Source organism: Pseudomonas sp. 2 (genome assembly GCF_056627435.1).
In genome coordinates this window covers 112,745-136,637 of sequence record NZ_JBWXNG010000002.1, presented here as the reverse complement: position 1 = coordinate 136,637, position 23,893 = coordinate 112,745, and the positions used below count along the sequence as shown (strand labels likewise).

Genomic DNA, 23,893 nt, shown 5'->3' with positions numbered 1-23,893 from the left:
TTGTCTTACTCTGGCAGTCCATTGATGGAGACTGCCGCATGAAAAAATTCTGTTGTGTGCTGCTGACGATGTTGCCCCTGAGTGCCTTTGCCTACCCGATCGATGTGGAAAAACATATCAACGGCGTGCAGATCGACTACAACAGCCACGACACGGCCTATGACATCGGCAACATCACGGTGAACAACTATGGCGACGTCCTGGCCAAGTGCACCGTGGTGTTCAACAACGGCCCCGAAGCCCCGCGCACGCGGCGGGTGCAGATCGCGCCGAAGAGCAGCAACAACGTCACCGTCAAATTCAGCCGCGAGATCGTCAAACTGCGCATCAAGCTCAGTTGCGAGCCTCAATAATCAGCAGCGTGATGACGGGAGAGAGTAAATCGCTCCCGTCGATAAAACAAATAAATAGATATTTTGAAGCAGTTTTTTGCGCTTTTTAATCGATTTGCTAGTCACTAATCTTCGCTCCATCGAATCCAGACACTCATTCGTTGGAGGCCACAGCCCATGTCCCGCGTACTCGTCATTGAAAGCAGCGCCCGTCAGCAAGACTCCGTATCCCGTCAACTGACCCAACAGTTCATCAGCCAGTGGCGCGGTGCGCACCCGGCCGACGAGATCACCGTTCGCGACCTGGCGGTCAAGCAGGTGCCGCACCTGGACAGCGAGCTGCTGGGTGGCTGGATGAAGCCACAGGACCAGCGCAGCGCCGTCGAACAAGCCGCCCTGGAGCGCTCCAATGAGCTGACCGACGAGCTGATCGCCGCCGATGTGCTGGTGCTGGCCGCGCCGATGTACAACTTCGCGATTCCGAGCACGCTCAAATCCTGGTTCGACCACGTGCTGCGTGCCGGCGTGACCTTCAAGTACGGCGAAACCGGCCCGCAGGGCCTGCTGACCGGCAAGCGTGCGTACGTGCTGACTGCTCGCGGCGGCATCTACGCCGGCAGCTCGCTGGATCATCAGGAACCCTACCTGCGTCAGGTGCTGGGCTTCGTCGGCATCCACGACGTCACCTTCATCCATGCCGAAGGCCTGAACATGGGCGGCGACTTCTCGCAGAAAGGCCTGAACCAGGCCATCGCCAAACTGGCCCAGGTGGCCTGAGGACTTAATCGTCAGTTAATGCCCGCAAGGGAAGCTCTTCTCGTTCATTGACTCTCCTTTGGTACTCGAACCGCTCCTGAGTACATCGCCCGATCGACCCGCCTGATTGCGCCGGGTCATCGGGTTTTTTATTGCCTGCGTATCGTGCAACCCGCTAAGGTCGCCGCCTTCGAACGAGGGGCAATCATGGGTTATCTACTTTTCGTGACGCTGATTCAGGCGTTTTCCTTCAGCCTGATCGGCGTTTATCTGGCCGGACACGTCGACAGCTACCTGGCGGTGCTGATTCGCGTCGTGCTCGCTGGGCTGGTGTTCATTCCGCTGACTCGCTGGCGGCAGGTCGAGCCGCGGTTCATGCGCGGGATGCTGCTGATTGGCGCGCTGCAGTTCGGCATCACCTACGTCTGCCTGTACTTGAGTTTCCGCGTGCTGACAGTGCCCGAGGTGCTGCTGTTCACCATCCTCACGCCGCTGCACGTGACGCTGATCGAAGACGCCCTCAATCGGCGATTCAACCCGTGGGGCTTGCTGGCGGCGGTTGTCGCGGTGCTGGGGGCGGTGATCATTCGTTACGATCGCGTCGACGGAAATTTCCTCGGCGGCTTCCTGCTGTTGCAACTGGCCAACTTCACCTACGCGGCGGGGCAGGTGCTGTACAAACACCTCGTTGCGCGCCACCCCAGCGATCTGCCGCATTATCGGCGTTTCGGCTACTTCTACCTCGGCGCCCTGGCTGTCGCGTTGCCTGCGTTTCTATTGTGCGGCAATGCTCAGCATTTGCCCGATGCGCCGCAGCAATGGCTGGTGCTGCTGTTCCTGGGCCTGGTCTCGACGGCGCTGGGCATGTACTGGTGGAACAAGGGCGCGTGCCTGGTCAATGGCGGCACGCTGGCGGTGATGAACAACTTGCACGTGCCGGTGGGGCTTTTGATCAACCTGCTGATCTGGGGCCGCAACGAAGACCTGGGCAAGCTGTTTTTCGGTGGGTTGGTGATCGTTTTCTCGGTGTGGATCAGCCGACGTGGCATCGCTGCACAACGCCTGGCGGGCTGAAACACTGACGTTAGACGCGTTGCGTGTCTACATCATCGACGCTGATGTTTGATATCTGCACGGGTGGTTTTTCATGTGGGAGCCGATTGAATAAATTGGCTCCAACGAAACGAATTACCCCAACTTACCAACGGTTCTGCGGAGATCACACCATGAAAAAGTCCATCGCTATCGGTTTTGCACTTTCGGTTCTGGCAGCAGGTTCTGCATTCGCCGCGCCAGAGAAAACTTATCAACGCGCTATTGTTGATATTTCCAGCGCCACTGTTCTGGACACTAAGGTGGCCAGCAAAGATGTGGTCAAACCATTCGACAGCAAAGCGGCCGGTACTGTGATTGTTGCCGAGAACCGCAAAGAGTTCGGTTCCAGCTATCAGCGTTACGAGTAAGTGCCCTGGTTGCACAAATAGCGTTCAGTCCGACCTGAACACCCCCAAAAGCCCGGCTGATGCCGGGCTTTTTATTGGCCTTGAGATCAACTCTAACCTTGTGGGAGTGAGCTCGCTCACGAATACGGTGTGTCAGGCTTGAATTGAGTGACTGACGGAATTCATTCGTGAGCAAGCTCACTCCCACAGGGTTGCATCGCGCTCTGAATGCTCCGTATCCATTGAGATAGAGACGTTTCTGTTATCCATCACCGCCGCTGATGTTCAGTATGCCGACGCTTGGTTTTTCATCATCAGGGTATCCGGTTAACTTTACTCCAACGAAACGAATTACCCCACTTACACAGTTCTGCGGAGATCAAGATCATGAAAAAGTCCATCGCTATCGGTTTTGCACTTTCGGTTCTGGCTGCAGGTTCTGCATTCGCCGCTCCAGAGAAAGCTTATCAACGCGCTATTGTCGATGCTGCTAGCGCCACTGTTCTGGACGCTAAGGTAGCCAGCAAAGAAGTGGTCAAACCTTTCGACAGCAAAGCGACCGGTACTGTGATTGTTGCCGAGAACCGCAAAGAGTTCGGTTCCCGCTACCAGCGTTACGAGTAAGCCTAGTCGCTGAAAAAATAGAGTTCAGTCCGACCTGAACATCCCCCAAAAGCCCGGCGAATGCCGGGCTTTTTATTTGCCTGCTATTCGCTGATGTGTAGCGTCTATCGCGTCCATAGTGCAAAACCTATAATCAGCGACCCTGATGTCTGGAATAAATAGCAGTGGTTTTTAATCATCCGGTGATGGGCATACATTGGCTTCAACAAAACGATTCACCCACTACTTACCGGAGATCACCCTCATGAAAAATTCCATCGCCATCGGCTTCGCACTTTCGGTTCTGGCAGCAGGCTCGGCCTTCGCCGCCCCACAGGCGTCCACCGCCCGCCAGACCATCGTCCTGGAACCCACTTACATCCACGCCACTGCCATCAACGCAAAAGTGGCTGACAAAGAAGTCGCCAAACCTTTCGCCAGCCAGTCCAACGGTACTGTGATCGTCGCAGAAAACCGCAAAGAGTTCGGCTCGCAATATCAGCGTTACGAGTAACAGGCGGCATTCGGTTCCACGCGAACCTACCCCAATCAAAAGCCCGGCGGATGCCGGGCTTTTTGTTTGCTGTGAAATTGATCGGGTATTGAGCGACTACCCCCAACCCGCCCCACTGACTGCCACCTGCGCCAGCGGATGCAGTTGCCCGCCTTCATGTCCACTTTGCAAGGCCAGCAATTCCTTGCGCATGCCCGGCGTCCAGAACATCTGCAGATGATTGCGCACGCCTTGCACGGCCTTTTCCTGGTCCGGTTCGCTGCTGAAATACAGGGCGATCTGATTGACCATCTTGATCAGGTTTTCGCTGCTCATCGGCGCACCTCTTCATTACTGCCAGCCCGCGCGTGGCGGCGTTCTTCGAGCAGGCGCTGTTGCTCGTCGCTGAACGCCTGGTAGCGTTTCTGCCACTCGGAAGGGTGGTAGACGCGGCTGACTTCCACGGCGGTGACCTTGTATTCCGGGCAGTTGGTGGCCCAGTCGGAGTTGTCGGTGGTGATGACGTTGGCGCCCGATTCGGGGAAGTGGAAGGTGGTGTACACCACGCCCGGGGCGACGCGCTCGGTCACGCGGGCGCGCAACACGGTCTGCCCTGAGCGGCTGCCGATGCCGACCCAGTCGCCTTCGTTGATGCCACGGCTTTCGGCGTCGGTGGGGTGGATTTCCAGCCGGTCTTCTTCGTGCCAGGCGACGTTTTCGGTCCGCCTTGTCTGGGCGCCGACATTGTACTGGCTGAGGATGCGGCCGGTGGTCAGCAGCAGCGGATAACGGGCGTTGACCTTTTCCTCGGTCGGCACGTAGCCAGTGAGCATGAAGCGCCCCTTGCCGCGCACGAATTCTTCAATGTGCATGGTCGGGGTGCCCTCGGGCGCTGCCGCGTTGCACGGCCATTGCAGGCTGCCGTGTTCGTCGAGCCTTGTGTAGCTGACGTGGGTGAAGGTCGGCGTGAGGCTGGCGATTTCATCCATGATCTGCGACGGATGGCTGTAGTTCATCGGGTAGCCCAAGGCGGTCGCCAGCGCCACGGTGCCTTCCCAGTCGGCCTTGCCGCCCAGCGGGTCCATGACCTTGCGCACGCGGGAGATGCGGCGTTCGGCGTTGGTGAAGGTGCCGTCTTTTTCCAGGAACGAGCTGCCCGGCAGGAACACGTGGGCGAACTTGGCGGTTTCGTTGAGGAAGATGTCCTGCACCACCACGCATTCCATCGACGACAGCGCTGCTGTCACGTGCTGGGTGTTCGGGTCGCTCTGGGCGATGTCCTCGCCCTGGCAGTACAGGCCCTTGAAACTGCCCGCCAGCGCCGACTCGAACATGTTCGGAATGCGCAGGCCCGGATCGGGTTGCAGGGTAACGTTCCAGGCCTGCTCGAACTGCGCGCGCACGCTTTCGTTGGAGATGTGCCGGTAGCCGGGCAGTTCGTGGGGGAAGGAGCCCATGTCGCAGGAGCCCTGGACGTTGTTCTGCCCGCGTAGCGGGTTCACACCCACGCCTTCGCGGCCGATGTTGCCGGTGGCCATGGCCAGGTTGGCGATGCCCATGACCGAGGTGCTGCCCTGGCTGTGTTCAGTGACGCCCAGGCCGTAGTAGATCGCCGCGTTGCCGCCGGTGGCGTACAGCCGGGCGGCCGCGCGAATGTCTTCGGCCGGTACGCCGCAGATCAGGCCGAGCACTTCCGGCGAGTTTTCCGGTTGGGCGACGAAGGCGCTCCACCGAGCGAAGTCGACGGTTTCGCAGCGTTCGTCGATGAACCTCTGATTCTGCAAGCCTTCGGTGATGATGACGTGGGCCAGCGCGTTGAGCATGGCGACGTTGGTGCCCGGACGCAGCGCCAGGTGCAGCTCGGCGCGGGCGTGGACTGAGTCCACCAGATCGATGCGCCGTGGGTCGATGACGATCAGCCGCGCGCCCTCACGCAGGCGGCGCTTGAGCTGGGAGCCGAACACCGGATGGGCATCGCTGGGGTTGGCGCCCATCACCAGAATCACGTCGGCCTTCATCACCGAATCGAAACTCTGGGTGCCAGCCGATTCGCCGAGGGTCTGCTTCAGGCCGTAGCCGGTGGGCGAATGGCAGACTCGCGCGCAGGTGTCGACGTTGTTGTTGCCGAACGCGGCGCGCACCAGTTTCTGCACCAGGTAGGTTTCTTCGTTGGTGCAGCGGCTGGAGGTGATGCCGCCGATGGAGTCGCGCCCGTATTTCTGCTGCAGGCGGCGGAACTCACTGGCGGCGTAGGTCACCGCTTCATCCCAGCTGACTTCCTGCCACGGGTCGTTGATGTGCTTGCGAATCATTGGTTTGGTGATGCGATCCGGGTGTGTCGCATAGCCCCAGGCGAAGCGGCCCTTGACGCAGGAGTGGCCGTGGTTGGCGTGGCCGTTCTTGTCGGGAACCATGCGCACCAGTTGATCGCCTTTCATCTCGGCGCGGAACGAGCAGCCGACGCCGCAATAGGCGCAGGTGGTGATCACGCTGCGCTCGGGCTGGCCCATTTGCACCACGCTTTTTTCCATCAGCGTCGCAGTCGGGCAGGCCTGCACGCAGGCGCCGCAGGACACGCATTCGGAGTCGAGGAAATCTTCGCCACCGGCTGCCGAGATGCGCGATTCGAAACCGCGACCGGACACGGTCAGGGCGAAAGTGCCCTGGGTTTCTTCGCAGGCCCGCACGCAGCGGTTGCAGACGATGCACTTGCTCGGGTCGTAATCGAAATAGGGGTTGGAAACGTCTTTGGCGTCACTCAGGTGGTTTTCGCCTTCGTAGCCGTAACGCACTTCGCGCAGGCCCACTTGACCGGCGACGGTCTGCAGCTCGCAGTTGCCGTTGGCCGAGCAGGTCAGGCAATCGAGCGGATGGTCGGAGATGTAAAGCTCCATGACGTTGCGGCGCAGGCTGGCGAGTTTCGGCGTCTGCGTGTGCACGTTCATGCCTTCGGTCACAGGAGTGGTGCAGGAGGCGGGGTAGCCGCGCATGCCCTCGATTTCCACCAGGCACATGCGGCACGAGCCGAAGGCTTCCAGGCTGTCGGTGGCGCACAGTTTGGGAATGGTGGTGCCCATCAGCGCGGCGGCGCGCATCACTGAGGTGCCTTGAGGCACGGTGATGCTGCGCCCGTCGATGTTGAGCGTGACCTGCACCTGGCTGTCGCGGGCCGGGGTGCCCAGGTCGATATCGGTTTTCGGATCGAAAAGAGTGATCATTGTTCGGCCTCCGAGGTTTGCAGACCGAAGTCGGCAGGGAAGTACTTGAGTGCGCTGGCGACCGGGAAGGCGCTCATGCCGCCCAACGCGCAAAGCGAGCCGTATTGCAGGGTGTCGCACAAGTCCTTGAGGATGATGGCCTGTTCGTCGCGTTTGCTCTGTTCGGGCGCGGCCAGGATGCGGTCGATGACCTCCATGCCGCGGGTCGAGCCGATGCGGCAGGGCGTGCATTTGCCACAGGATTCTTCGGCGCAGAACTGCATGGCGAAGCGCGCCATCTGGGCCATGTCCACAGTGTCGTCGGCCACCACCACGCCGCCATGACCGAGCATTGCGCCGATAGCGGCGAAGGCTTCGTAATCCAGCGGCGTGTCGAAATGCTCAGGTGGCACCCAGGTGCCCAGCGGGCCGCCGACTTGCGCGGCTTTCAGCGGCCGACCGCTGGCCGTGCCGCCGCCGTAGTCGTCCACCAGTTCGCGCAGGGTCAGGCCGAAGGCGCGTTCCACCAAGCCGCCGTGACGAATGTTGCCCGCCAACTGGAAGGGCATGGTGCCGGTGGAGCGGCCCATGCCGTAGTCGCGGTAGAACTGCGCGCCCTTGGCCAGAATCAGCGGCACCGAGGCCAGGGTCAGCACGTTGTGCACCAGCGTCGGTTGGCCAAACAGGCCCTTCAAGGCCGGAATCGGCGGCTTGGCGCGCACCAGGCCGCGCTTGCCTTCGATGGAGTCGAGCAGCGCGGTTTCTTCGCCACAGATGTAGGCTCCGGCGCCGACCCGAACCTCCATGTCGAACGCCAGGCCACTGCTGCCGACATCGGCGCCCAGATAGCCCGCTGAGCGCGCGATATCCAGCGCTTCACGCAGGGTGGAGATGGCTTGCGGGTACTCGGAGCGCACATAGATGTAGCCGTAGGTGGCGCCGACCGTGATCCCGGCGATCGCCATGCCTTCGATCAGCAGGAAGGGGTCACCTTCCATCAGCATGCGGTCGGCGAAGGTGCCGGAATCGCCTTCGTCAGCATTGCACACGATGTATTTCTGCGGGCTTTCGGCGCTGCGCACCGTGCGCCATTTGATCCCGGCCGGAAAGGCCGCGCCGCCGCGACCGCGCAAGCCAGAGTCGAACACTTCGGTGGCGGTCTGTTCACCGCCAATCGCAATGGCCCGGGTCAGGCCCTCGAAGCCGCCGTGCTTGCGGTAGTCGTCCAGCGACAGTGGCTGGGTGATGCCGGCGCGGGCGAACAGCAGGCGCTGCTGGGTTTTCAGATAAGGCAGCTCTTCGACCAGGCCCAGTGCCAACGGGTGGCTGGCGGGGTCGGCCTGCAGGGCGTCGAGCACGCCAGGCACGTCATCTGCGGTCAACGGGCCGAAACCGATGCGGCCTTGCGGGGTGTCCATTTCCAGCAGCGGCTCGAGCCAGTACAGGCCGCGCGAGCTGGTGTGGTGCAGGTCCAGCGGCAAGTTGCGTTTGCGCGCCTCGCTGGCCAGGGCCACGGCCACTTCATCGGAGCCCACGGCGCGGGCCAGCGAATCAACGGGCAGATAGAGATGCGTCATCATGCATTCTCCTGGCAGGCGTCGATCAGCGTATTCAAGCGCTCGGCACTCAGGCGCGCGTGGACTTTGCCGTCCAGTTCCAGCGCCGGCGAGCAGGCGCAGGCCCCCAGGCAATACACCGGGCGCAGGCTGATGCTGCCGTCGGCGCTGCTGCCGTGATCGTCCAGTTGCAGGCGCTCGCGCAGTTGCGCGGCAAGCTGTTCGGCGCCCCGGCTCTTGCAGGATTCGGCCCGGCACAGGCGCAGGATATGGCGCGCCGGCGGCGCGGTGCGAAAGTCATGGTAGAAGCTGATCACTCCGCGCACCTCGGCCTGGCTCAGGTTGAGGGCGTGGGCGACGTCGGGGATGGAGGCATCGGGGATGTAGCCAATGCCTTCCTGAATTTCATGGAGAATGGGTAGCAATGCGCCGGGAGAGCCTTTGTGGCGCTCCAGCACATGGTTGACCAATGGCAGATACGACATCTCATCAGGCATACAGCATTCCTCACGGTCACGGACATACCAGCGGTAGTCGGTTGTCCGAAAGTGTCGGCTGCGGCCGCGCCACGTCACGGCATCGTGGCTTTGTCAGGCCGTAGGCCAGGGCACCCTTGTCGGGCATCTTGTCGTGCCCGGGGGCGGTCTTGGCCGCACCTGTTCAGGGCATAAGGGGCAGCTTGCCATGCCGCTTTGGGCGATTGCGCTCCAAAGCGACCTGTTCGGTTCCATCCGCGACCACCCATTGAGTGTAGAAGGGAATGGCTGCGGACCCGGCCCGCAGCGCAAATCCTGTAACAAAATCGGCCGTTGGCGCTAAAGACGCTCGGCGAAAACGCCGTAAACCGGTACCCTATGCGACTGTTTTTTTCGCATTCCGCCGAGGTACACCCGTGTTCTCCCAATTCGCCCTGCACGAACGCCTGCTCAAAGCCGTGGCCGAACTCAATTTCGTCGAGCCTACGCCTGTGCAAACGGCAGCCATTCCGCTGGCTTTGGAAGGACGCGACCTGCGGGTGACCGCCCAGACCGGCAGCGGCAAGACCGCCGCCTTCGTCCTGCCGATGCTCAACCGCCTGATCGGCCCGGCCAAGGTGCGCGTCGACATCCGCGCGCTGATCCTGCTGCCGACCCGCGAGCTGGCCCAGCAGACCCTGAAGGAAGTCGAGCGCTTCTCGCAGTTCACCTTCATCAAGGCCGGCCTGATCACCGGTGGCGAGGACTTCAAGGTCCAGGCCGCCATGCTGCGCAAGGTGCCGGACATCCTGATCGGCACGCCGGGCCGCCTGCTGGAGCAGTTGAACGCGGGCAACCTGGACCTCAAGCAGGTCGAGCTGCTGGTGCTGGACGAAGCCGACCGCATGCTGGACATGGGCTTTGCCGAAGACGTCGAGCGCCTGGCCAATGAGTGCGCCAACCGTCAGCAGACCATGCTGTTCTCCGCCACCACCGGCGGTTCGGGCCTGCGCGAGATGATCGCCAAGGTACTGAAAGACCCGCAGCATCTGCAGGTCAACAACGTCAGCGAACTGGCCGAAGGCACCCGTCAGCAGATCATCACGGCTGACCACAACGTGCACAAGGAGCAGATCCTGCACTGGCTGCTGGCCAACGAGACCTACCAGAAGGCGATCATCTTCACCAACACCCGCGCCCTGGCAGACCGCATCTATGGCCGTCTGGTGGCCCTGGAATACAAGACCTTCGTGCTGCACGGTGAGAAGGATCAGAAAGACCGCAAGCTGGCCATCGACCGCCTGAAGCAGGGCGCGGTGAAGATTCTGGTGGCCACCGACGTCGCGGCCCGTGGTCTGGACGTCGAAGGCCTGGACATGGTCATCAACTTCGACATGCCGCGCACCGGCGACGACTACGTGCACCGCATCGGCCGTACTGGCCGCGCGGGCGCCGAGGGCCTGGCTATCTCGCTGATCACCCACGGCGACTGGAACCTGATGTCAAGCATCGAGCGCTACCTGAAGCAGAAGTTCGAGCGCCGCACCATCAAGGAAGTCAAAGGCAGCTATACCGGGCCGAAGAAGGTCAAGGCGTCCGGCAAGGCGGCGGGCACCAAGAAGAAAAAAACTGACGGCAAGACTGACAAGAAAAAAGCCCTGGCCAAGGCGCCGACCAAGCGCAAGACCGTGAACCGTCCGAAGGCCGAGTCGCTGGTGAGTCAGGACGGCATGGCGCCGCTGAAAAAGCGCGTGACCCGTCCGCCGGTTTCTGAATAATCCAACTTGATACTTGGCGAAGCCTGGACCTCCGGGTATCGCCAATGATCTCTGTGGGAGTGAGCTTGCTCACGAAGGCAGACTGCCAGGCACCAGGAATGTGTTTGATGTCAGAGCCGCTTCGTGAGCAAGCTCACTCCCACATAGAAATCAGTGTCACCGAATGGCCGTATATCTCTATCAGCCGTCTGCTTTTTTCGCCGCTTCATCCATCTCCTTCAACCGCTGATCGATCAACTGGCACTTGTCCGGTAAATCCTTGGACGCGGTTTCCAGTTGCATGTCCTTGAGCTCCTGATTCATTTCCTTGGCTTTGGCCGGGTTCTGCTGGGTCAGCTTTTCGACTTCCTGCGCCAGCTGCTCACGCTTGGCTTGCGCTTCTTCGGGCGTACAAGCCCAAAGTGGCGTGGCGACCAGCAGCGTCAGTGCTGCAGTGATGCTCATCAGGGTTTTCATGACTGGCCTCGTTATCCAGTGCGGGCTTACCTCAGTGGAGGTCGAGATAACGGGGAAAGTTCAGGGTTTCGACCGCTGGGCCAGCGGGCTGAACGGCGGGCGACGCACCCGGTCACACCTCTAGAGCACCAAGCCCGATGGCCAGACGTCACGGGTTTTCATCCCTGCTCCTGGAGGTTGGATATGTCTGACAAATACGACTGGGATTTGATCGAACGTCTGCTGCATGAAGTGCAAAACAGCGCCGACAAGCCGTTTGCCCCGCGCAAGTACGCCGAGGAGCACGCTGCTGCCAAGGCGGCCGAAGGCGAAAGTACAGGGGATCTGGACGCGCTGAAAATGCGCGCCGCCGACCTCGAGGCCTTGCTGTTCAAACGCGGTTTCATCGAATCGCGGCCGGAAGAAGAGGGCGGCAATGGCGAGAACTTCGTCCTCACTCCGCGTGGTTCGAGCCTGCTGGCGATGATCGACAGCAGCATCCCCGGCAACGACCACCCGCGCCAGGTGCTCGACGAGCAGGCCGATGCGCTGGATCCGGACACTTTCGATGAGGTGTCGTCCAAGGCGCAGGTGGCCTAATTCAACTCGATCCCGTAGCAGCACGGCTTGCCGGCGGGGCGGTGTATCTGTGACGAAGATGTCGACTGACAGAACGCCCCGCCGGCAAGCCGTGCTGCTACGGGGCTGTGGCGTTACGACGTTTTGTTCGCGCCCTTGAGGCAACTCAGGTTGGTGAAGTCCTCCCGCACGTCGGCAATTTTCGCCATCAGCTTCTGCCGCTGCTCGGGTGAACTTTGCGCCATCAGGTCGCTGATCAGGGAGATCGCCGCCTGTTCCGTGTGGTCGTACGCCGCGCGGTATTCCGGGGTCCAGAACGTTTCGCGGTCCTGCAGCAATCTGGCGATTTTCTGATCGAAATCAGGCGCCTGGCGCTGCTGGACGGCGCTGACCAGCAACGACTGCCAGTGCGCGCGGTTGTCGATCCACACACGATTCTGTTCACCCAATGACGTCGACCACTGCATCACCCGGCCACGCTGCACCGCGCTGAGCTTGCCAATCCACGGATTCAGCCTTTTCTCCATGCGTTGCGCGCGGTCGGCGATCTGCCGGTCCAGCGGCTGGTCCACGTATTCGTCTTCGTGCTTGCGCAGGTCCTTGGCAAACGCCGTTTGCATTTCCGTCACTTGCTGATCGTTGAGCTGGCGCAACAGCTCGACCGCTGAAGGCGTGATTTCCCGGGAAATGGTGGCGATGGCCTGGCGGGCTTCGGCGGTGCGCGCCTTAAGTTGAGTTTCGTTGACTTGATTGGTCTGGACCATGCCCTCCAGACGATCGAGCCAGGTCAAATAGCCGGGAATCTGCGTAGTGCAGTGCCAGCTCAGGTGCTCCTTGAGGCGTTCGTCGAGCCAGTCCTTTTGCGTGGCGTTCATGTCCAGGTAGTCGTTGAGCGACCATGGAATGATCAGGTCCAGATGCCGGTACGTCAGACCAATCTGGCTGCAGCCCGCCAGCAGCATCAGGCCCAGCCACAACGAAATGCAGGTCTTGAACATAATGTGCATGACAGCTCCTTGCCGGTTCGTCTCCCAGTTATAGAGCAGGTCAGGCGATGGCGGTTCAGCCCGTCAGAAGAATGAACGCACCACCTTGAGAGTCACGGTGCTTTCACATTGGGCGTTGTGCCCGCTGTAGGCCGAGCAGTCCGCGCCGGTCAGGCTCGAGCCGCTGTACATCAGGTTCATGTCCATGCCCAGCCAGGGCCGCGAGACGTTGAATGACCAGTCGTTGTAGGCGCTGACCATGGCGCCGCTGTCGGTCAGGGTTGGGGTGTCGAGCTGGTGATTGCCGTACTGCACGCGCATGTCCAGGCCCAACGGCACGATGCCGCCCAGATCCAGAAACAGCGTGCTGTCCTGGCGCCCGGCGTCGGCGCTGAAGGCGGTGCCGATGCGGCTGTCGAAGATGCGAAAGCCGGCGTACAGCTCGTGGCTATCGATCTGTGAGGTGTTGGGGTAGCTGTAGCGAATGATGCCCAGCTCATAGCCGAGGGTCTTGTCGAACGGCTTCTTGAAGCCCAGATACGAGTCGACTTCCAGCGTGGTGTCCGGCGCAAGGCCCGCGCTGGGCGACCATTGGCCGAAGTAGAAGCCGCTGTCGTGGGTCAGGTCCAGGCCGCCGTGAAACGCCGAGTCACTCGCACTGGGCGTCACCAGGCCCTGAGCCATGCTGCGGCTGGGGGTGGTGCCGAGCTTGAGGCTGAAATCGCCCAGTTCCCGCTCCATGACCTGGGCGCTGGCGTTGTGGTGCATCAGCAAGGCGCAGGTGAAGAGCGCGCCGGCCTGGCGATTGAAAAGGCGAGCATGGGGCATGCTTCACTCCAGTCAGTGTCAAAGGAGTGGATCGAAGGCGTCATATCGCACGCCAATGGCGCGATACAAGCCGCGAGCTAGAGCCTCGCAAGCATACCGATGAATGCCGCGATGATTCGACCGCTGGTCGATTCGTCGCAGAAAAATTGAACTTCGCGATCAGTTGTTCTGGGCAATCAGCTTGTTCACCACCACCAGCGCCTGGGCGAAGGAGGGGTAGCCGCTCTTGGCGACATCCAGCTCGTCGTATTGAATGCGGTACTTGTGGGCCTTTTCTTCATCCACTGTGGCCGACAGCTGCGCGAGCAGTGCGATCGACAGCGGGTACTTGCGGTCCGCTGAATCCTGCAGCATGTCGTGGACTTGCGAGCCCGAGGCATTGAGGCGCAACAGCAGCACGGCCTGGTAAAACTCGGCTTCACCGGTCTTGTCCGCACGGGCGGCGCGGGTCAGCAGCGCGTTAGCCAGTTCGTAGCTCTCCTGGCGGCGCTCGTTGATGATCCATTTCGCCTGGAGCATGTCGTTCTGATAGAGCAGATAGTCCGTCCGGCAGCTGCTGCCCACCGTATTGGTGTCGCAGCCGTGTGTCGCACAACCACCCAGGCCCGCGCAGAGCAGGGCGCCGAGAAACATCCATTTTTTCATATCGGGGTTCCGCGAAGATGTCTGTTATCAGGGCATCGTCCAGTCTGCACGCCTTTGATCAGTTCGGGACGAACGGGTCATGACGACACAGTAAAGCAGAGCTTTTTCGGAACAACAGGGCGATGGACCTGGCGCCTTGCAATCAAAGCGCCTGGATGTCGACCGCGCAGGCGGGGAAAGATTTACTTTTTACCGAGGGAGATGTGCTTCGAAGGGGCCTGGGTCTGGCCGCTGACGCCTTTGGCGATCTGCTGGATTTCACCGCCGGATTTCAGGAAGGCGGCGATCTGCGCGTTGATCGATTCGCTGGTCTCGACGGCAGGAGCAGGCTTGGCTTTGGACTGGGAGGCTTTGACGCGCATGGCTGTAATTAACCTATATAAAATTAATACGGCCGACCATCTTATCGCATTGGGGGAAAAATTGCCCGGTGAATATGCCCTTGACAGCGCGGCGATGAACTTTCGCGACGCCATTCATTTCGCGAAACAATCAGCTAACTGACTGTTTTAATTGCCAGCTTGACGATTTTCTGCGACGAGCTTCGGCCGCCATTATCGACGCTGAACCTGACGAATGGCCCGAAACGCCGGGCCTCCGAGCTGCCCCGCCAGGCCAATGCCTTGATTTTCAAGGCTTCCAGCCTGCGTCGATGAGGCGCTTCGCAGGGCCGCGAATGTGCAGCCAAACTCGGGTAGAATGCCGTCCACGTTATGAGGGTATCTGGACATGGCTTTAGTCGGGCGTTACAACAGTTTGCAAGTGGTGAAACAGACCAACTTCGGTTTGTATCTTGATGGTGGGCAAGATGGTGAAATACTGCTGCCCAATCGGTATGTGCCCAAAGAACTTGCGGGCGAGTTTTCCGGCGAAGATGAAGAGTGGGTCAATGTCTTCGTTTATCTGGACAGCGAAGACAAGATGATCGCCACGACCGAAAAACCGAAAGTTCAAGTCGGTGAATTCGCCAGCCTCAAAGTGGTGGAAGTCAACAGCATCGGTATCTTCCTCGACTGGGGCTTGTCCAAGGACCTGCTGCTGCCGTATTCCGAAGAAAAGCGCCCGCTCAAGGCCGGTGACTATTGCGTGGTGCACGTGTACCTCGACAAGTCGCGGCGCATCACCGCGACCACGCGCCTTGACCGCTATCTGGACCGCACACCTGCCAACTACAGCACGGGCCAGGAAGTGAACCTGCTGGTGGTGGAAGAAACCGCCATGGGTTTCAAGGCCATCATCAACAACAAACATTGGGGCCTGATCCACAAGAATGAAGTGTTCAAGTTCCTGCGCTCCGGCAAACAGGAAAAAGGCTACATCAAGGAAGTGCGCAGCGACGGCAAGATCAGCCTGAGCCTGCAACCGGTGGGTGCACAACTGGCCACTGGACTCAGTGCGCAGATCCTCGACAAGTTGCGCGCCAACAATGGCGTGCTGGCCGTCAGTGACAAGAGCGATCCAGCGCTGATCAGCGACTTGTTCGGTGTCAGCAAGGGCAACTTCAAGAAGGCGATTGGTGCGTTGTACAAGCAAGGCCAGATCGTGATTCACGCCGATCGCATCGAACTCGTCTGACACTCACCGGGTCACAGCCATTGAGCGCGCCAGCCGGTGCGTTGCAATGGCTGATCCGGGGTTCTCATGAAACGCTTCTTCTGTGCCTGGCTGACCGTGCTCGTGGCTTTCCTGCTGCTCGACGGGCTTTGGCTGGGTGTGCTGATGGCGCCGACCTATCGCCAGTGGCTCGGGCCGCTGATGCTCGGGCAGCCGGTGATGCTGCCTGCCGTTCTGTTCTACTTGCTCTACAGCTTTGGCATCGTGCTGATCGGCGTACTGCCGGGCGTGCGCGCCTCGAGCATCAAGCATGCTGCGGGCTATAGCGCGCTGCTGGGTGTGATGGCCTACGGGACTTATGACCTGACCAACTGGGCGACGCTCAGTGGCTGGCCTGCGCAGCTGTCGTTGATCGACTGGGCGTGGGGGACGTTCGCGTCGGGCGTGGCGGGGGCGGTGGGGTATCTGGCTGCACGCAGATTCAAGCGTTAGGTGATCACTGTAGGAGCGAATTCATTCGCGATGCGGTGGTACATACGCTGAATTCTCATCGCCTGACACATCTTTCGCGAATGAATTCGCTCCTACAGGGCTACGTCCAGCCTCAATTACTTCTGCACAAACCCCGCAAAACTCAGATTCGAGCCATTGGGCCGCATGTCCTTGAGATACGAATCGCGATCGGCCGACAACTCAAGGCTAACCGTCGACTTGCGCTTGCCTTCGTTGCGGATCACCACGCCGTCCTTGTTCTCGCGCAGGAACTTGGTGGTCACTTTCAGGTGAATCAGCTCATCGGTGCTCGGTGTGTGCAGCAGCAGGTGCAGCCATTCGTACTGGCCGACCGCCAGGCGGCTCACGGGCAGGTCGAACCACCAGATGTTGCGCTTGTGGTCCAGTACCGCGAAATGGGTGTTGTTGGTGCCCAGCACGGCGCCGCCCAGTTGTTCGTTACGGCGCGCGATGGCCTGCTGTTTGTCGAGTTTCATAAATGTCCCGGGATCTGATGTTTCGTGAACCTGAGGCTGCAGCATAGGCGCAGGTCGGCTCGGCCGCGCATTCTCCGGGGTTGTGGGGCAAACATAAAGTCAAAACATCGGGTCACTGATGAAAAGCGTCGTTACATCTGCGCCAGGGCCGCTCGGGAAAATAGTTGAAACTCTGCGCGAAGAGGGCGAGTCAACCGTTGCGTCGAGGTTATGACACCTGATTCTTACCCCGGGAGAACGCTCATGAGCAGCACCACCGATAAAGTCAAAGGCATGGCCAACGAAGCAGTGGGCAACGTCAAGCAAGGCGTTGGCAAGGCAACGGATAACGACAAACTGCGCGCAGAAGGCAAGGCGCAGGAACTCAAGGGTGAAGCGCAACAAGCAGTCGGCAAGACCAAGGACGCTGTCAAAAAAGGCGTCGACAAGGCCTGACGGCCTGCGCGCTTGGGTGTGAAAACCTTGAGCGAATATACGAGGCAACTCTGGCGGCCATCCATGGATGGCCGCCATTGCGTCCGCTGGCAGATGTTCTGAAACGTTTCATACATGGCAAAAGTGCTTAACTCAATGTAAAAAGCCGCCCCGTAAAGGCGGGCGCACGGAATTTCAAAGCGTTTGCCCGCTCGTATAGGTGAATGTGTTTCAGATACGTCTACGTCGCGAAAGGAGACGCCATGATATTCCCGGATTTGCGCCAGTTACGTCTGACGACGGTGCTGGTCAGAACGGTCAAAGAGTTCCTCGATGACGAGATGTCGACCTACGCCTCGGCGCTGGCTTACCAGATGCTGTTTTCGCTGTTTCCCTTCCTGCTGTTCCTGATCGCCCTGATCGGTTTTCTGCACCTTCCCGATTTCTTCAGCTGGATGCGCATGCAGTCCGAGTTGATTCTGCCGGCCCAGGCGCTGGATCAGGTCAACCCGGTCATCGACCAGTTGCAGCAGTCCAAGGGCGGTTTGCTATCCATCGGCATCGTGATCGCGCTGTGGACCGCTTCGGCCGGCGTGCGCCTGATGATGAGCGCCATGAACGCCGCCTATGACGTGGTCGAAGAGCGCCCGGTGTGGAAGCGCATTCCGCTGTCGGTGCTGTACACCATCGGCATCGCCGGTATGTTGCTGGCCGCCGCCGCGCTCATGGTCCTGGGGCCTCAGGTGATGAGCTGGCTGGCGTCACAGATCGGCATCGAGGACTTCATCGTCACCCTGTGGACCATCCTGCGCTGGCCGGTGATCATCATCCTGCTGATGGTGGCCGTGGCGATCATGTACTACGTCATGCCGGACGTGAAACAGACCTTCCGCTTCATCACGCCCGGCTCGGTGCTGGCGGTGGTGGTGTGGATCGCGGCGTCGCTGGGCTTTGCCTACTACGTCAAGACGTTCGCCGACTACAACGCCATGTACGGCAGCATCGGCGCGATCATCGTGCTGCTGCTGTACTTCTACATTTCGGCGGCGGTGCTGTTGTTCGGTGCCGAGCTCAATGCGGTGATCGAGCACATGTCCGAGGAAGGCAAGGCCAAGGGCGAGAAGGTCGCCGGTGACGGTGGGGTCGACGCGACCTATAACAAACAGCACGTCTCGGGGCTGGGGCGCGATCACTCTCACGATCACGACGATCTGCAACCTGATCCGGTGTTGGGCGCCGACAAGCGCTGAGCGGTTTGTGGCAGGATGTGTCGTAAAGGCGCATCCGCCCACTGACAAGGTTTCCCCATGATCCGTGAAATTCTGAAAATGGGCGACGAGCGCCTGCTGCGCATCGCTCCGCCCGTGCCGCAGTCGATGTTCGGCTCCCAGGAACTCAAGACCCTGATCGACGACATGTTCGAGACCATGCGCAGTGTCGGCGGCGTCGGGCTGGCCGCGCCGCAGATCGGTGTCGACCTGCAACTGGTGATCTTCGGTTTCGAGCGCAGCGAGCGCTATCCGGACGCCGAAGCCGTACCGCAGACCATCCTCCTCAATCCGCTGATCACACCCCTGGAACAGACCCTGGAAGAAGGTTGGGAAGGCTGCCTTTCGGTGCCCGGCCTGCGCGGCGTGGTTGATCGTTACGAGCACATTCGCTACGAAGGTTTCGACCCTGACGGCAAGCCGATCCAGCGCGTGGCCCGGGGCTTTCACGCGCGAGTGGTGCAGCACGAGTGCGACCACCTGATCGGCCGTTTGTACCCGTCACGCATTACCGATTTCAGCCGCTTCGGTTTCACCGAGGTGCTGTTCCCGGACATGGACCCCAATGCGGATGATTGAGTCCGCGCAGTTGCTCCGTCGCTTTTGATTCTGGCCGAAGGCCGTGGGAGCCGGCTTGCTGGCGAAAGCCCGGTGTCATTCAAAGATGCACCGTCTGACACTCCCATTCGCCAGCAAGCCGGCTCCCACGGGGTCTGAGTTCACATTTGGTTTGGTCACGATAACCAATCGGTCTACAGGATTTTCCGCCGTCGCTGCACATAAGAGCATCAGCCATGTGCAGGAGCGGCAATGCCCAACTACCTCGACGACGCCCAGCGCGCAGACATCGACCGCCTGCGCGGATCATTCACCGGCCGTACTGAGTGGCCGACCTGGCTGTTGCTGCTCGGCGTCTACCTCGCCTGGCCCGGGTTGTTGCTGTTCAGTCCGCATCTGGGCGTCTGGCCGACCACCGCGCTGATGATCCCGCTGCTGGTGCTGTGGATGTCGCTGCAGCACGAACTGCTCCACGGCCATCCGACCCGCTGGCCGTGGCTGAACAAGGTGCTGGGCTATGCGCCGTTCGCGGTCTGGTATCCCTACACGCTGTATCGCGACACCCACATGCAGCACCATCGTGACGAAGACCTTACCGTTCCGGGCCTTGACCCGGAAAGCCGTTACCTCAGCCAATCCCGCTGGAAGAACACGGGGCCTGTGATGCGCCTGCTGCGCTGGCTCGACAAGACGCCGCCCGGGCGTCTGCTGTTCGGTGTGCCGTTGGCGCTGGGCAGCTTGATCGCCGAGGAGTCCATGCGCCTGATCCGCGGCGAGGACAAGGCCTGGTTCATGTGGTCGACCCACGGCTTTTTCCTGCTGCTGATGTTCAGCTTCATCGAGCGCGTGAGTGTGTTGTCGGGCTGGCATTACCTGCTGCTGATCAGCATTCCTGCGCTGGCGATTTCGATGGTTCGCTCCTACTACGAGCACCGCCCCCACGCGCAACCGCAGCAGCGCACGGTGATCAACGAAGCGGGCTGGCCGTGGCGCTGGCTGTTCCTGAACCTTAATCTGCACCTGGTGCACCACGACTTGCCGGGTCTTGCCTGGTATCACATTCCGGCGGTGTACCGCGCTCGGCGGGAGCAGTGGCTGGCACGCAGCGGTGGTTTTCTGCTGCCCGGGTATGCTGAACTGTTTCGCCGCCACAGCTTCAAGCCTGTGGACAGCCCGCAACACCCTCACGTCTAGCGCCGGTGTCTGAATATGCTCCAGGGTCTCGCCGATTTATCGATGTATGTCGCGCCTGAGCGCGTAGGTGAAGCTCAGCAGCGCTGGCTCGTGCGGGTGTTCGACATTCTCGGCGCTGAACGGCTGGACGCCGATGCGCCAGATTTGCATCAGCGTTGGCGCTCACCGCAACTGCTGCTGAGCCAGACCTGCGGTTACCCGCTGATGACTGTATTGCGCGGGCAGGTGCAAGTGGTCGGGCGGCCGGCCTATCGCTTGCCTCACAGTGCCGATGGCGTTCATTGCAGCCTGCTGGTGGCCCGCATCGACGACCCGCGTCAGCAACTGGCGGATTTTCGCGGCAGTCATGGCTTGATCAACGGCACGGATTCCAATTCGGGGATGAACCTGTTTCGCCATGCGCTGGCGCCGCTGCAACAGGATGGCCGGTTCTTCGACAGGGTCTCGGTGACCGGCGGGCATCGCAACAGCCTGGCTGCGATCAAGGCAGGCCAGGGCGATCTGGCGGCCATCGACAGCGTGACCTTCGATTATCTGGCGCGCGATGCCAGTGAAGAGGTGAGCGGGTTGACGGTGATTGGCCGCACGGCGTCGGGGCCGTGTCTGCCGTATATCACGCGGTTGGGGGCGGATGGGGAGGGGATTCGGCGGGCGATGAATCAGGCGCTGAGGGAGATGCCCGGGATGGCCGATGTTTTGGCGATCGACGAAGTGTTGCCGGCGAACGAAGCGGAATATGAAGTGCTTTTGCAATATCAGCGTGAAGCCCGCGATCTTGGATTCGACCTCCCGTAGCAGTCCGGCTTGCCGGCGGGAGCGATAGGTCTGCGACGAAGATGTCGGCTGACACACCGCCCCGCCGGCAAGCCGTGCTGCTACGGATGGTGTGTTAAATATTCTTTTTTGATCTATAAAAATCGTAAAACGATATTTTTTAAGAATAAAAACTCCTTGCTAGGATGACGCCACCGGAACACCGGACAGCACCACCATCCATGCCCAAGGGGAAGTTTTCATGTCCGGCGCCGAATCCGCAGAGCTGTTCCAGCTCCATTACCGATGGTTGTGCGCGCGCTTGAGCCGTCTTGACGGCGATGACAGCGCCGAAGACATCGCCAGTGAAACCTTCCTTCAATTGCTGGCATCCCCCAACGTGGTGCCGATTCGCGAACCTCGGGCGCTGTTGATCACCATCGCCCGGCGTCTGATTTATCAGCGCTGGCGGCGCCGCGATCTGGAGCGTGATTACCTGCAAGGCCTGGCGGCAGATGACGCCGAACACGCCGATTCTCCAGAGGATCTGGCCGCAACCCTGCAAAGCCTGGCCCGCATCGACCAGCGCCTCAATCGCCTGCCCGCCAAGGTCAAAAGCGCATTCGTACTCGCCCGAGGCGATGGCCTGACCTACCCCGAAATCGCCGAACATCTGGGCATCTCCATGCGTTCGGTCAGCGTTTACATGCACAAAGCTGAAACCTGTTGCCTGCGCGCAGGTCTGGAATGAAACGCTGGAATGAAACCGGTGCTGTGCTAAACCCAACACAGCCGTTCCCCTACTAGAGCCTCATCACGAGCGACATCCACGAGAGAAGCAAATGACATCAATCAAGAAATGGCTGGGCGGATCGTTCCTGGCGCTCTCTGTACTGGCGCATTCAGCGTACGGCGCGGAAAAAGCCGCACCGATCCACTTCGGCGACATTACCTGGGAAAGCGGCAGCCTGATCACCGAGATCCTGCGCACCATCGTCGAGAAGGGCTACGGCTACCCCACCGACAAGCTGCCGGGCAGCACGGTGAGCCTCGAGGCCGCGCTGGCCAAGAACGACATTCAGGTGATCGGCGAGGAATGGGCCGGGCGCAGCCCCGCGTGGGTCAAGGCTGAGGCTGAAGGCAAGGTCCATGGCCTGGGCGACATCGTCAAGGGCGCGACCGAAGGCTGGTGGGTGCCCGAGTACGTGATCAAGGGCGACGCGGAGCACGGCATCAAGCCACTGGCACCGGACCTGAAATCGGTGGCCGACCTGCCCAGGTACAAGGACGTGTTCAAGGACCCGGAATCCCCCGACAAAGGCCGTTTCCTCAACAGCCCGACCGGCTGGACTTCGGAAATCGTCAACACGCAAAAGCTCAAGGCCTACAAGCTCAACGACAGCTACGTGAACTTCCGCACCGGCTCCGGCGCGGCGCTGGATGCCGAGATTGCCGCCTCGATTCGCCGGGGCAAGCCGGTGCTGTTCTACTACTGGTCGCCGACCCCGCTGCTGGGGCGTTTCAAGCTGATCAAGCTGGAAGAACCGCCGTTCAACGAGGCTGCGTGGAAAACCCTGTCCGACGCCAGCAACCCCAATCCGATCGGATCGAGCTCGCTGGCCGCGCACCTGGCGATCGGCGTTTCCGACCCGTTCGCCAAGCAATATCCCGACCTGGTCACCTTCTTCAAGAAGGTCGATCTGCCGATCGATCAGTTGAACAAGACCTTGGGTGAGATGAGCGAGAAACGCCTGGAACCGGATGCCGTGGCCAAGTCGTTCCTCAAGGATCACCCGGAAATCTGGACGCCGTGGGTGCCGGCGGAGGTGGCGAAGAAAGTGACTGCCGCGTTGTAGGATATGTTTGCCGGCTGCACTGGCAACCCCTGCAACCCTGCGCCATGCTCATGGGTGGTCATCGATCCACCCGTGAGACTCGCCATCATGAACACGCCAAAACCTCCGCTCGCCACGTCCCGCCTGATCCTGCGCGAACTCACTCCTGATGACACACCGGCCCTGGCGCGGATTCTGGGCGATGCCCAGGTCATGCGCCATTCGGTGCGCGGCGTGATGACCGAACAGGCCACCGGCGAGTTCATCGACTGGTGCCGCACGTCCTACAGCGTCCACGGTTTCGGGCCGTGGGCGGTGGAGGATAAATCCTCTTCAACCTTGGCCGGATTCTGCGGTCTGAATGCCGAGCGCGTGGATGACGCCGACGAAGTCGAAATCGGTTACCGGCTGGCGCCCGCGTTCTGGGGCAAGGGGCTGGGCACTGAAGCGGCGCGCAGTGCGCTGAATCATGGGTTCGACAAACTCAGGCTCGATTCGCTGATCGCCATCGTCGAGCCGGCCAATGTGGCCTCGGTCAAGGTCATCCAGAAACTGGGCTTCAGCGGCTTCATCCACAGCCAGTATCACCGCCATGGCGTGAGGATCTACCGCATGAACGCCCAGCAGTGGTCATCACGGCCCAAGCGCGAGGACTGACTGGAAAACCGTTGTTCAGCTGCTAGTTTCACCCTGCAGTCACTGCGTTGATCACACCGATAAAAGTCGCCGGGGAGAGGACATGGGATATAGCAGATCGACTGCGTTGACGATTTTTTACGGGATGGTATTGGGGCTGTTGCTCGACGCGCCGGGTGTGGTGCTGGCCGGGGAGGGTGCGCCGGTGCCGCCCAGCGCGCTGGCGTTCGTGCAGGACCGGCACCTGGGCGAGAGCCTGGGCTGGCTGGGCTATCAGGTGGCCTCGCGCACGCCGACCTTCGCCACCATTGTCGAGACGGTCGGGCGCACCAAGGCCCAGGAGATCGTCCAGGACGAATTGCAGTACCTGCAGCCGCAGTATCAAGAGGAGTGGGACCGCAATCTGGCCGCAGCTTACGCGGCGTCCTTCACGCCCGAAGAGCTCACCGCGCTGGATGTCGGCGACCCGCCACCGGAGATCGCCAAGAAATTCCGCGACAAGCAGCGCGATGTCGGGATGGACATGAAAGCCCGTTCCAGCAAATTGCTTGAGGTTTATGTGTCGACGTCGCTGGACAACGCCCTGAAAAAAGCCAAACCTTAGCCG

Annotated in this window: 29 protein-coding genes; 19 read left to right on the top strand and 10 right to left on the bottom strand. The window is 60.7% G+C overall.

Annotated elements, in window-relative coordinates:
• The first annotated feature begins 38 nt into the window (after positions 1-38).
• From AC1MEK_RS03680 to AC1MEK_RS03655, 6 genes are all read left to right on the top strand, one after another.
• A complete protein-coding gene (locus AC1MEK_RS03680) occupies positions 39-353 on the top strand; it encodes a 3-phosphoglycerate kinase (RefSeq protein WP_480394911.1) in 315 nt (104 codons plus the stop codon).
• A gap of 156 nt (positions 354-509) precedes the next feature.
• On the top strand, positions 510-1,109 hold the full coding sequence (locus AC1MEK_RS03675) for an FMN-dependent NADH-azoreductase (RefSeq protein WP_480394910.1): 600 nt from the start codon (positions 510-512) through the stop codon (positions 1,107-1,109).
• Between the two features lie 186 nt (positions 1,110-1,295).
• The gene (locus tag AC1MEK_RS03670) at positions 1,296-2,162 is read left to right on the top strand and encodes a carboxylate/amino acid/amine transporter (protein ID WP_480394909.1); all 867 of its coding nucleotides are present in this window, start codon (positions 1,296-1,298) and stop codon (positions 2,160-2,162) included.
• 152 nt (positions 2,163-2,314) lie between these two features.
• Complete coding sequence (locus AC1MEK_RS03665; RefSeq protein WP_480394908.1) at positions 2,315-2,551, top strand: hypothetical protein; 237 nt, start codon at positions 2,315-2,317, stop codon at positions 2,549-2,551.
• A gap of 366 nt (positions 2,552-2,917) precedes the next feature.
• Positions 2,918-3,154, top strand: a complete 237-nt coding sequence (locus AC1MEK_RS03660; protein WP_480394907.1) for a hypothetical protein — start codon at positions 2,918-2,920, stop codon at positions 3,152-3,154.
• A 244-nt stretch (positions 3,155-3,398) separates the two neighbouring features.
• Positions 3,399-3,647, top strand: coding sequence for a hypothetical protein (locus AC1MEK_RS03655; RefSeq protein ID WP_480394906.1), 249 nt, complete (start codon positions 3,399-3,401; stop codon positions 3,645-3,647).
• A gap of 96 nt (positions 3,648-3,743) precedes the next feature.
• Here AC1MEK_RS03655 and AC1MEK_RS03650 read toward each other — a convergent pair whose 3' ends face one another.
• Genes AC1MEK_RS03650 through AC1MEK_RS03635 form a run of 4 tightly spaced genes read right to left on the bottom strand, consistent with a single transcriptional unit; the run spans position 3,744 to position 8,876 of the window.
• Positions 3,744-3,962 (bottom strand): formate dehydrogenase subunit delta, encoded by a 219-nt coding sequence (locus AC1MEK_RS03650; protein WP_480394905.1) that lies wholly within the window; start codon positions 3,960-3,962, stop codon positions 3,744-3,746.
• On the bottom strand, positions 3,959-6,844 hold the full coding sequence (fdhF, locus tag AC1MEK_RS03645) for a formate dehydrogenase subunit alpha (RefSeq protein WP_480394904.1): 2,886 nt from the start codon (positions 6,842-6,844) through the stop codon (positions 3,959-3,961). Before fdhF ends, AC1MEK_RS03650 begins: the two co-directional genes overlap by 4 nt.
• Positions 6,841-8,403: a formate dehydrogenase beta subunit gene (locus tag AC1MEK_RS03640; RefSeq protein WP_480394903.1), complete on the bottom strand. Its 1,563-nt coding sequence runs from the start codon at positions 8,401-8,403 to the stop codon at positions 6,841-6,843. Before AC1MEK_RS03640 ends, fdhF begins: the two co-directional genes overlap by 4 nt.
• Positions 8,400-8,876 carry a formate dehydrogenase subunit gamma gene (locus tag AC1MEK_RS03635; RefSeq protein ID WP_480394902.1) on the bottom strand — a complete coding sequence of 159 codons (477 nt, stop codon included), beginning with the start codon at positions 8,874-8,876 and terminating at the stop codon, positions 8,400-8,402. Before AC1MEK_RS03635 ends, AC1MEK_RS03640 begins: the two co-directional genes overlap by 4 nt.
• 395 nt (positions 8,877-9,271) lie before the next feature.
• Between AC1MEK_RS03635 and AC1MEK_RS03630 the strand changes: the two genes are divergently transcribed.
• Positions 9,272-10,612, top strand: coding sequence for a DEAD/DEAH box helicase (locus AC1MEK_RS03630; protein WP_480394901.1), 1,341 nt, complete (start codon positions 9,272-9,274; stop codon positions 10,610-10,612).
• Positions 10,613-10,792: 180 nt separating this feature from the next.
• Here AC1MEK_RS03630 and AC1MEK_RS03625 read toward each other — a convergent pair whose 3' ends face one another.
• Complete coding sequence (locus AC1MEK_RS03625) at positions 10,793-11,068, bottom strand: hypothetical protein (RefSeq protein WP_480394900.1); 276 nt, start codon at positions 11,066-11,068, stop codon at positions 10,793-10,795.
• 183 nt (positions 11,069-11,251) lie between these two features.
• On the opposite strand from AC1MEK_RS03625, the gene AC1MEK_RS03620 reads away from it, so the two are divergent.
• Positions 11,252-11,647: a transcriptional regulator gene (locus AC1MEK_RS03620; RefSeq protein ID WP_480394899.1), complete on the top strand. Its 396-nt coding sequence runs from the start codon at positions 11,252-11,254 to the stop codon at positions 11,645-11,647.
• 113 nt (positions 11,648-11,760) lie between these two features.
• Here the strand turns inward: AC1MEK_RS03620 and AC1MEK_RS03615 are convergent, their stop codons facing one another.
• The 4 genes from AC1MEK_RS03615 to AC1MEK_RS03600 form a co-directional block, all read right to left on the bottom strand.
• Entirely contained in the window at positions 11,761-12,633 is an 873-nt protein-coding gene (locus AC1MEK_RS03615; protein WP_480394898.1) for a DUF6279 family lipoprotein, read from the bottom strand.
• Between the two features lie 63 nt (positions 12,634-12,696).
• Entirely contained in the window at positions 12,697-13,440 is a 744-nt protein-coding gene (locus AC1MEK_RS03610) for a TorF family putative porin (RefSeq protein WP_480394897.1), read from the bottom strand.
• Between the two features lie 159 nt (positions 13,441-13,599).
• Entirely contained in the window at positions 13,600-14,085 is a 486-nt protein-coding gene (locus AC1MEK_RS03605) for a hypothetical protein (RefSeq protein WP_480394896.1), read from the bottom strand.
• 182 nt (positions 14,086-14,267) lie between these two features.
• Positions 14,268-14,447 carry a hypothetical protein gene (locus tag AC1MEK_RS03600; RefSeq protein WP_480394895.1) on the bottom strand — a complete coding sequence of 60 codons (180 nt, stop codon included), beginning with the start codon at positions 14,445-14,447 and terminating at the stop codon, positions 14,268-14,270.
• A 367-nt stretch (positions 14,448-14,814) separates the two neighbouring features.
• Between AC1MEK_RS03600 and AC1MEK_RS03595 the strand changes: the two genes are divergently transcribed.
• Positions 14,815-15,660, top strand: a complete 846-nt coding sequence (locus AC1MEK_RS03595; protein WP_480394894.1) for a CvfB family protein — start codon at positions 14,815-14,817, stop codon at positions 15,658-15,660.
• Between the two features lie 66 nt (positions 15,661-15,726).
• Positions 15,727-16,131 (top strand): DUF2177 family protein, encoded by a 405-nt coding sequence (locus AC1MEK_RS03590; RefSeq protein ID WP_480394893.1) that lies wholly within the window; start codon positions 15,727-15,729, stop codon positions 16,129-16,131.
• A gap of 116 nt (positions 16,132-16,247) precedes the next feature.
• Here AC1MEK_RS03590 and AC1MEK_RS03585 read toward each other — a convergent pair whose 3' ends face one another.
• The gene (locus AC1MEK_RS03585) at positions 16,248-16,628 is read right to left on the bottom strand and encodes a hypothetical protein (protein ID WP_480394892.1); all 381 of its coding nucleotides are present in this window, start codon (positions 16,626-16,628) and stop codon (positions 16,248-16,250) included.
• Positions 16,629-16,871: 243 nt separating this feature from the next.
• Here AC1MEK_RS03585 and AC1MEK_RS03580 point away from each other — a divergent pair, with 243 nt between their 5' ends.
• The 9 genes from AC1MEK_RS03580 (at position 16,872) to AC1MEK_RS03540 (ending at position 23,890) form a co-directional block, all read left to right on the top strand.
• The gene (locus tag AC1MEK_RS03580; RefSeq protein ID WP_108240081.1) at positions 16,872-17,063 is read left to right on the top strand and encodes a CsbD family protein; all 192 of its coding nucleotides are present in this window, start codon (positions 16,872-16,874) and stop codon (positions 17,061-17,063) included.
• A 242-nt stretch (positions 17,064-17,305) separates the two neighbouring features.
• Complete coding sequence (locus AC1MEK_RS03575; RefSeq protein ID WP_480394891.1) at positions 17,306-18,292, top strand: YihY/virulence factor BrkB family protein; 987 nt, start codon at positions 17,306-17,308, stop codon at positions 18,290-18,292.
• A 57-nt stretch (positions 18,293-18,349) separates the two neighbouring features.
• Entirely contained in the window at positions 18,350-18,889 is a 540-nt protein-coding gene (def, locus tag AC1MEK_RS03570; protein WP_480394890.1) for a peptide deformylase, read from the top strand.
• Positions 18,890-19,120: 231 nt separating this feature from the next.
• Positions 19,121-20,062 (top strand): fatty acid desaturase, encoded by a 942-nt coding sequence (locus tag AC1MEK_RS03565; protein WP_480394889.1) that lies wholly within the window; start codon positions 19,121-19,123, stop codon positions 20,060-20,062.
• Positions 20,063-20,077: 15 nt separating this feature from the next.
• Positions 20,078-20,857: a phosphate/phosphite/phosphonate ABC transporter substrate-binding protein gene (locus tag AC1MEK_RS03560; protein ID WP_480394888.1), complete on the top strand. Its 780-nt coding sequence runs from the start codon at positions 20,078-20,080 to the stop codon at positions 20,855-20,857.
• Positions 20,858-21,077: 220 nt separating this feature from the next.
• Positions 21,078-21,566, top strand: a complete 489-nt coding sequence (locus tag AC1MEK_RS03555; RefSeq protein WP_480394887.1) for a sigma-70 family RNA polymerase sigma factor — start codon at positions 21,078-21,080, stop codon at positions 21,564-21,566.
• 91 nt (positions 21,567-21,657) lie between these two features.
• Positions 21,658-22,671, top strand: coding sequence for an ABC transporter substrate-binding protein (locus AC1MEK_RS03550; protein ID WP_480394886.1), 1,014 nt, complete (start codon positions 21,658-21,660; stop codon positions 22,669-22,671).
• Positions 22,672-22,758: 87 nt separating this feature from the next.
• Complete coding sequence (locus tag AC1MEK_RS03545) at positions 22,759-23,307, top strand: GNAT family N-acetyltransferase (RefSeq protein WP_480394885.1); 549 nt, start codon at positions 22,759-22,761, stop codon at positions 23,305-23,307.
• A 124-nt stretch (positions 23,308-23,431) separates the two neighbouring features.
• Positions 23,432-23,890, top strand: a complete 459-nt coding sequence (locus AC1MEK_RS03540) for a hypothetical protein (RefSeq protein WP_480395263.1) — start codon at positions 23,432-23,434, stop codon at positions 23,888-23,890.
• Positions 23,891-23,893: the final 3 nt, after the last annotated feature.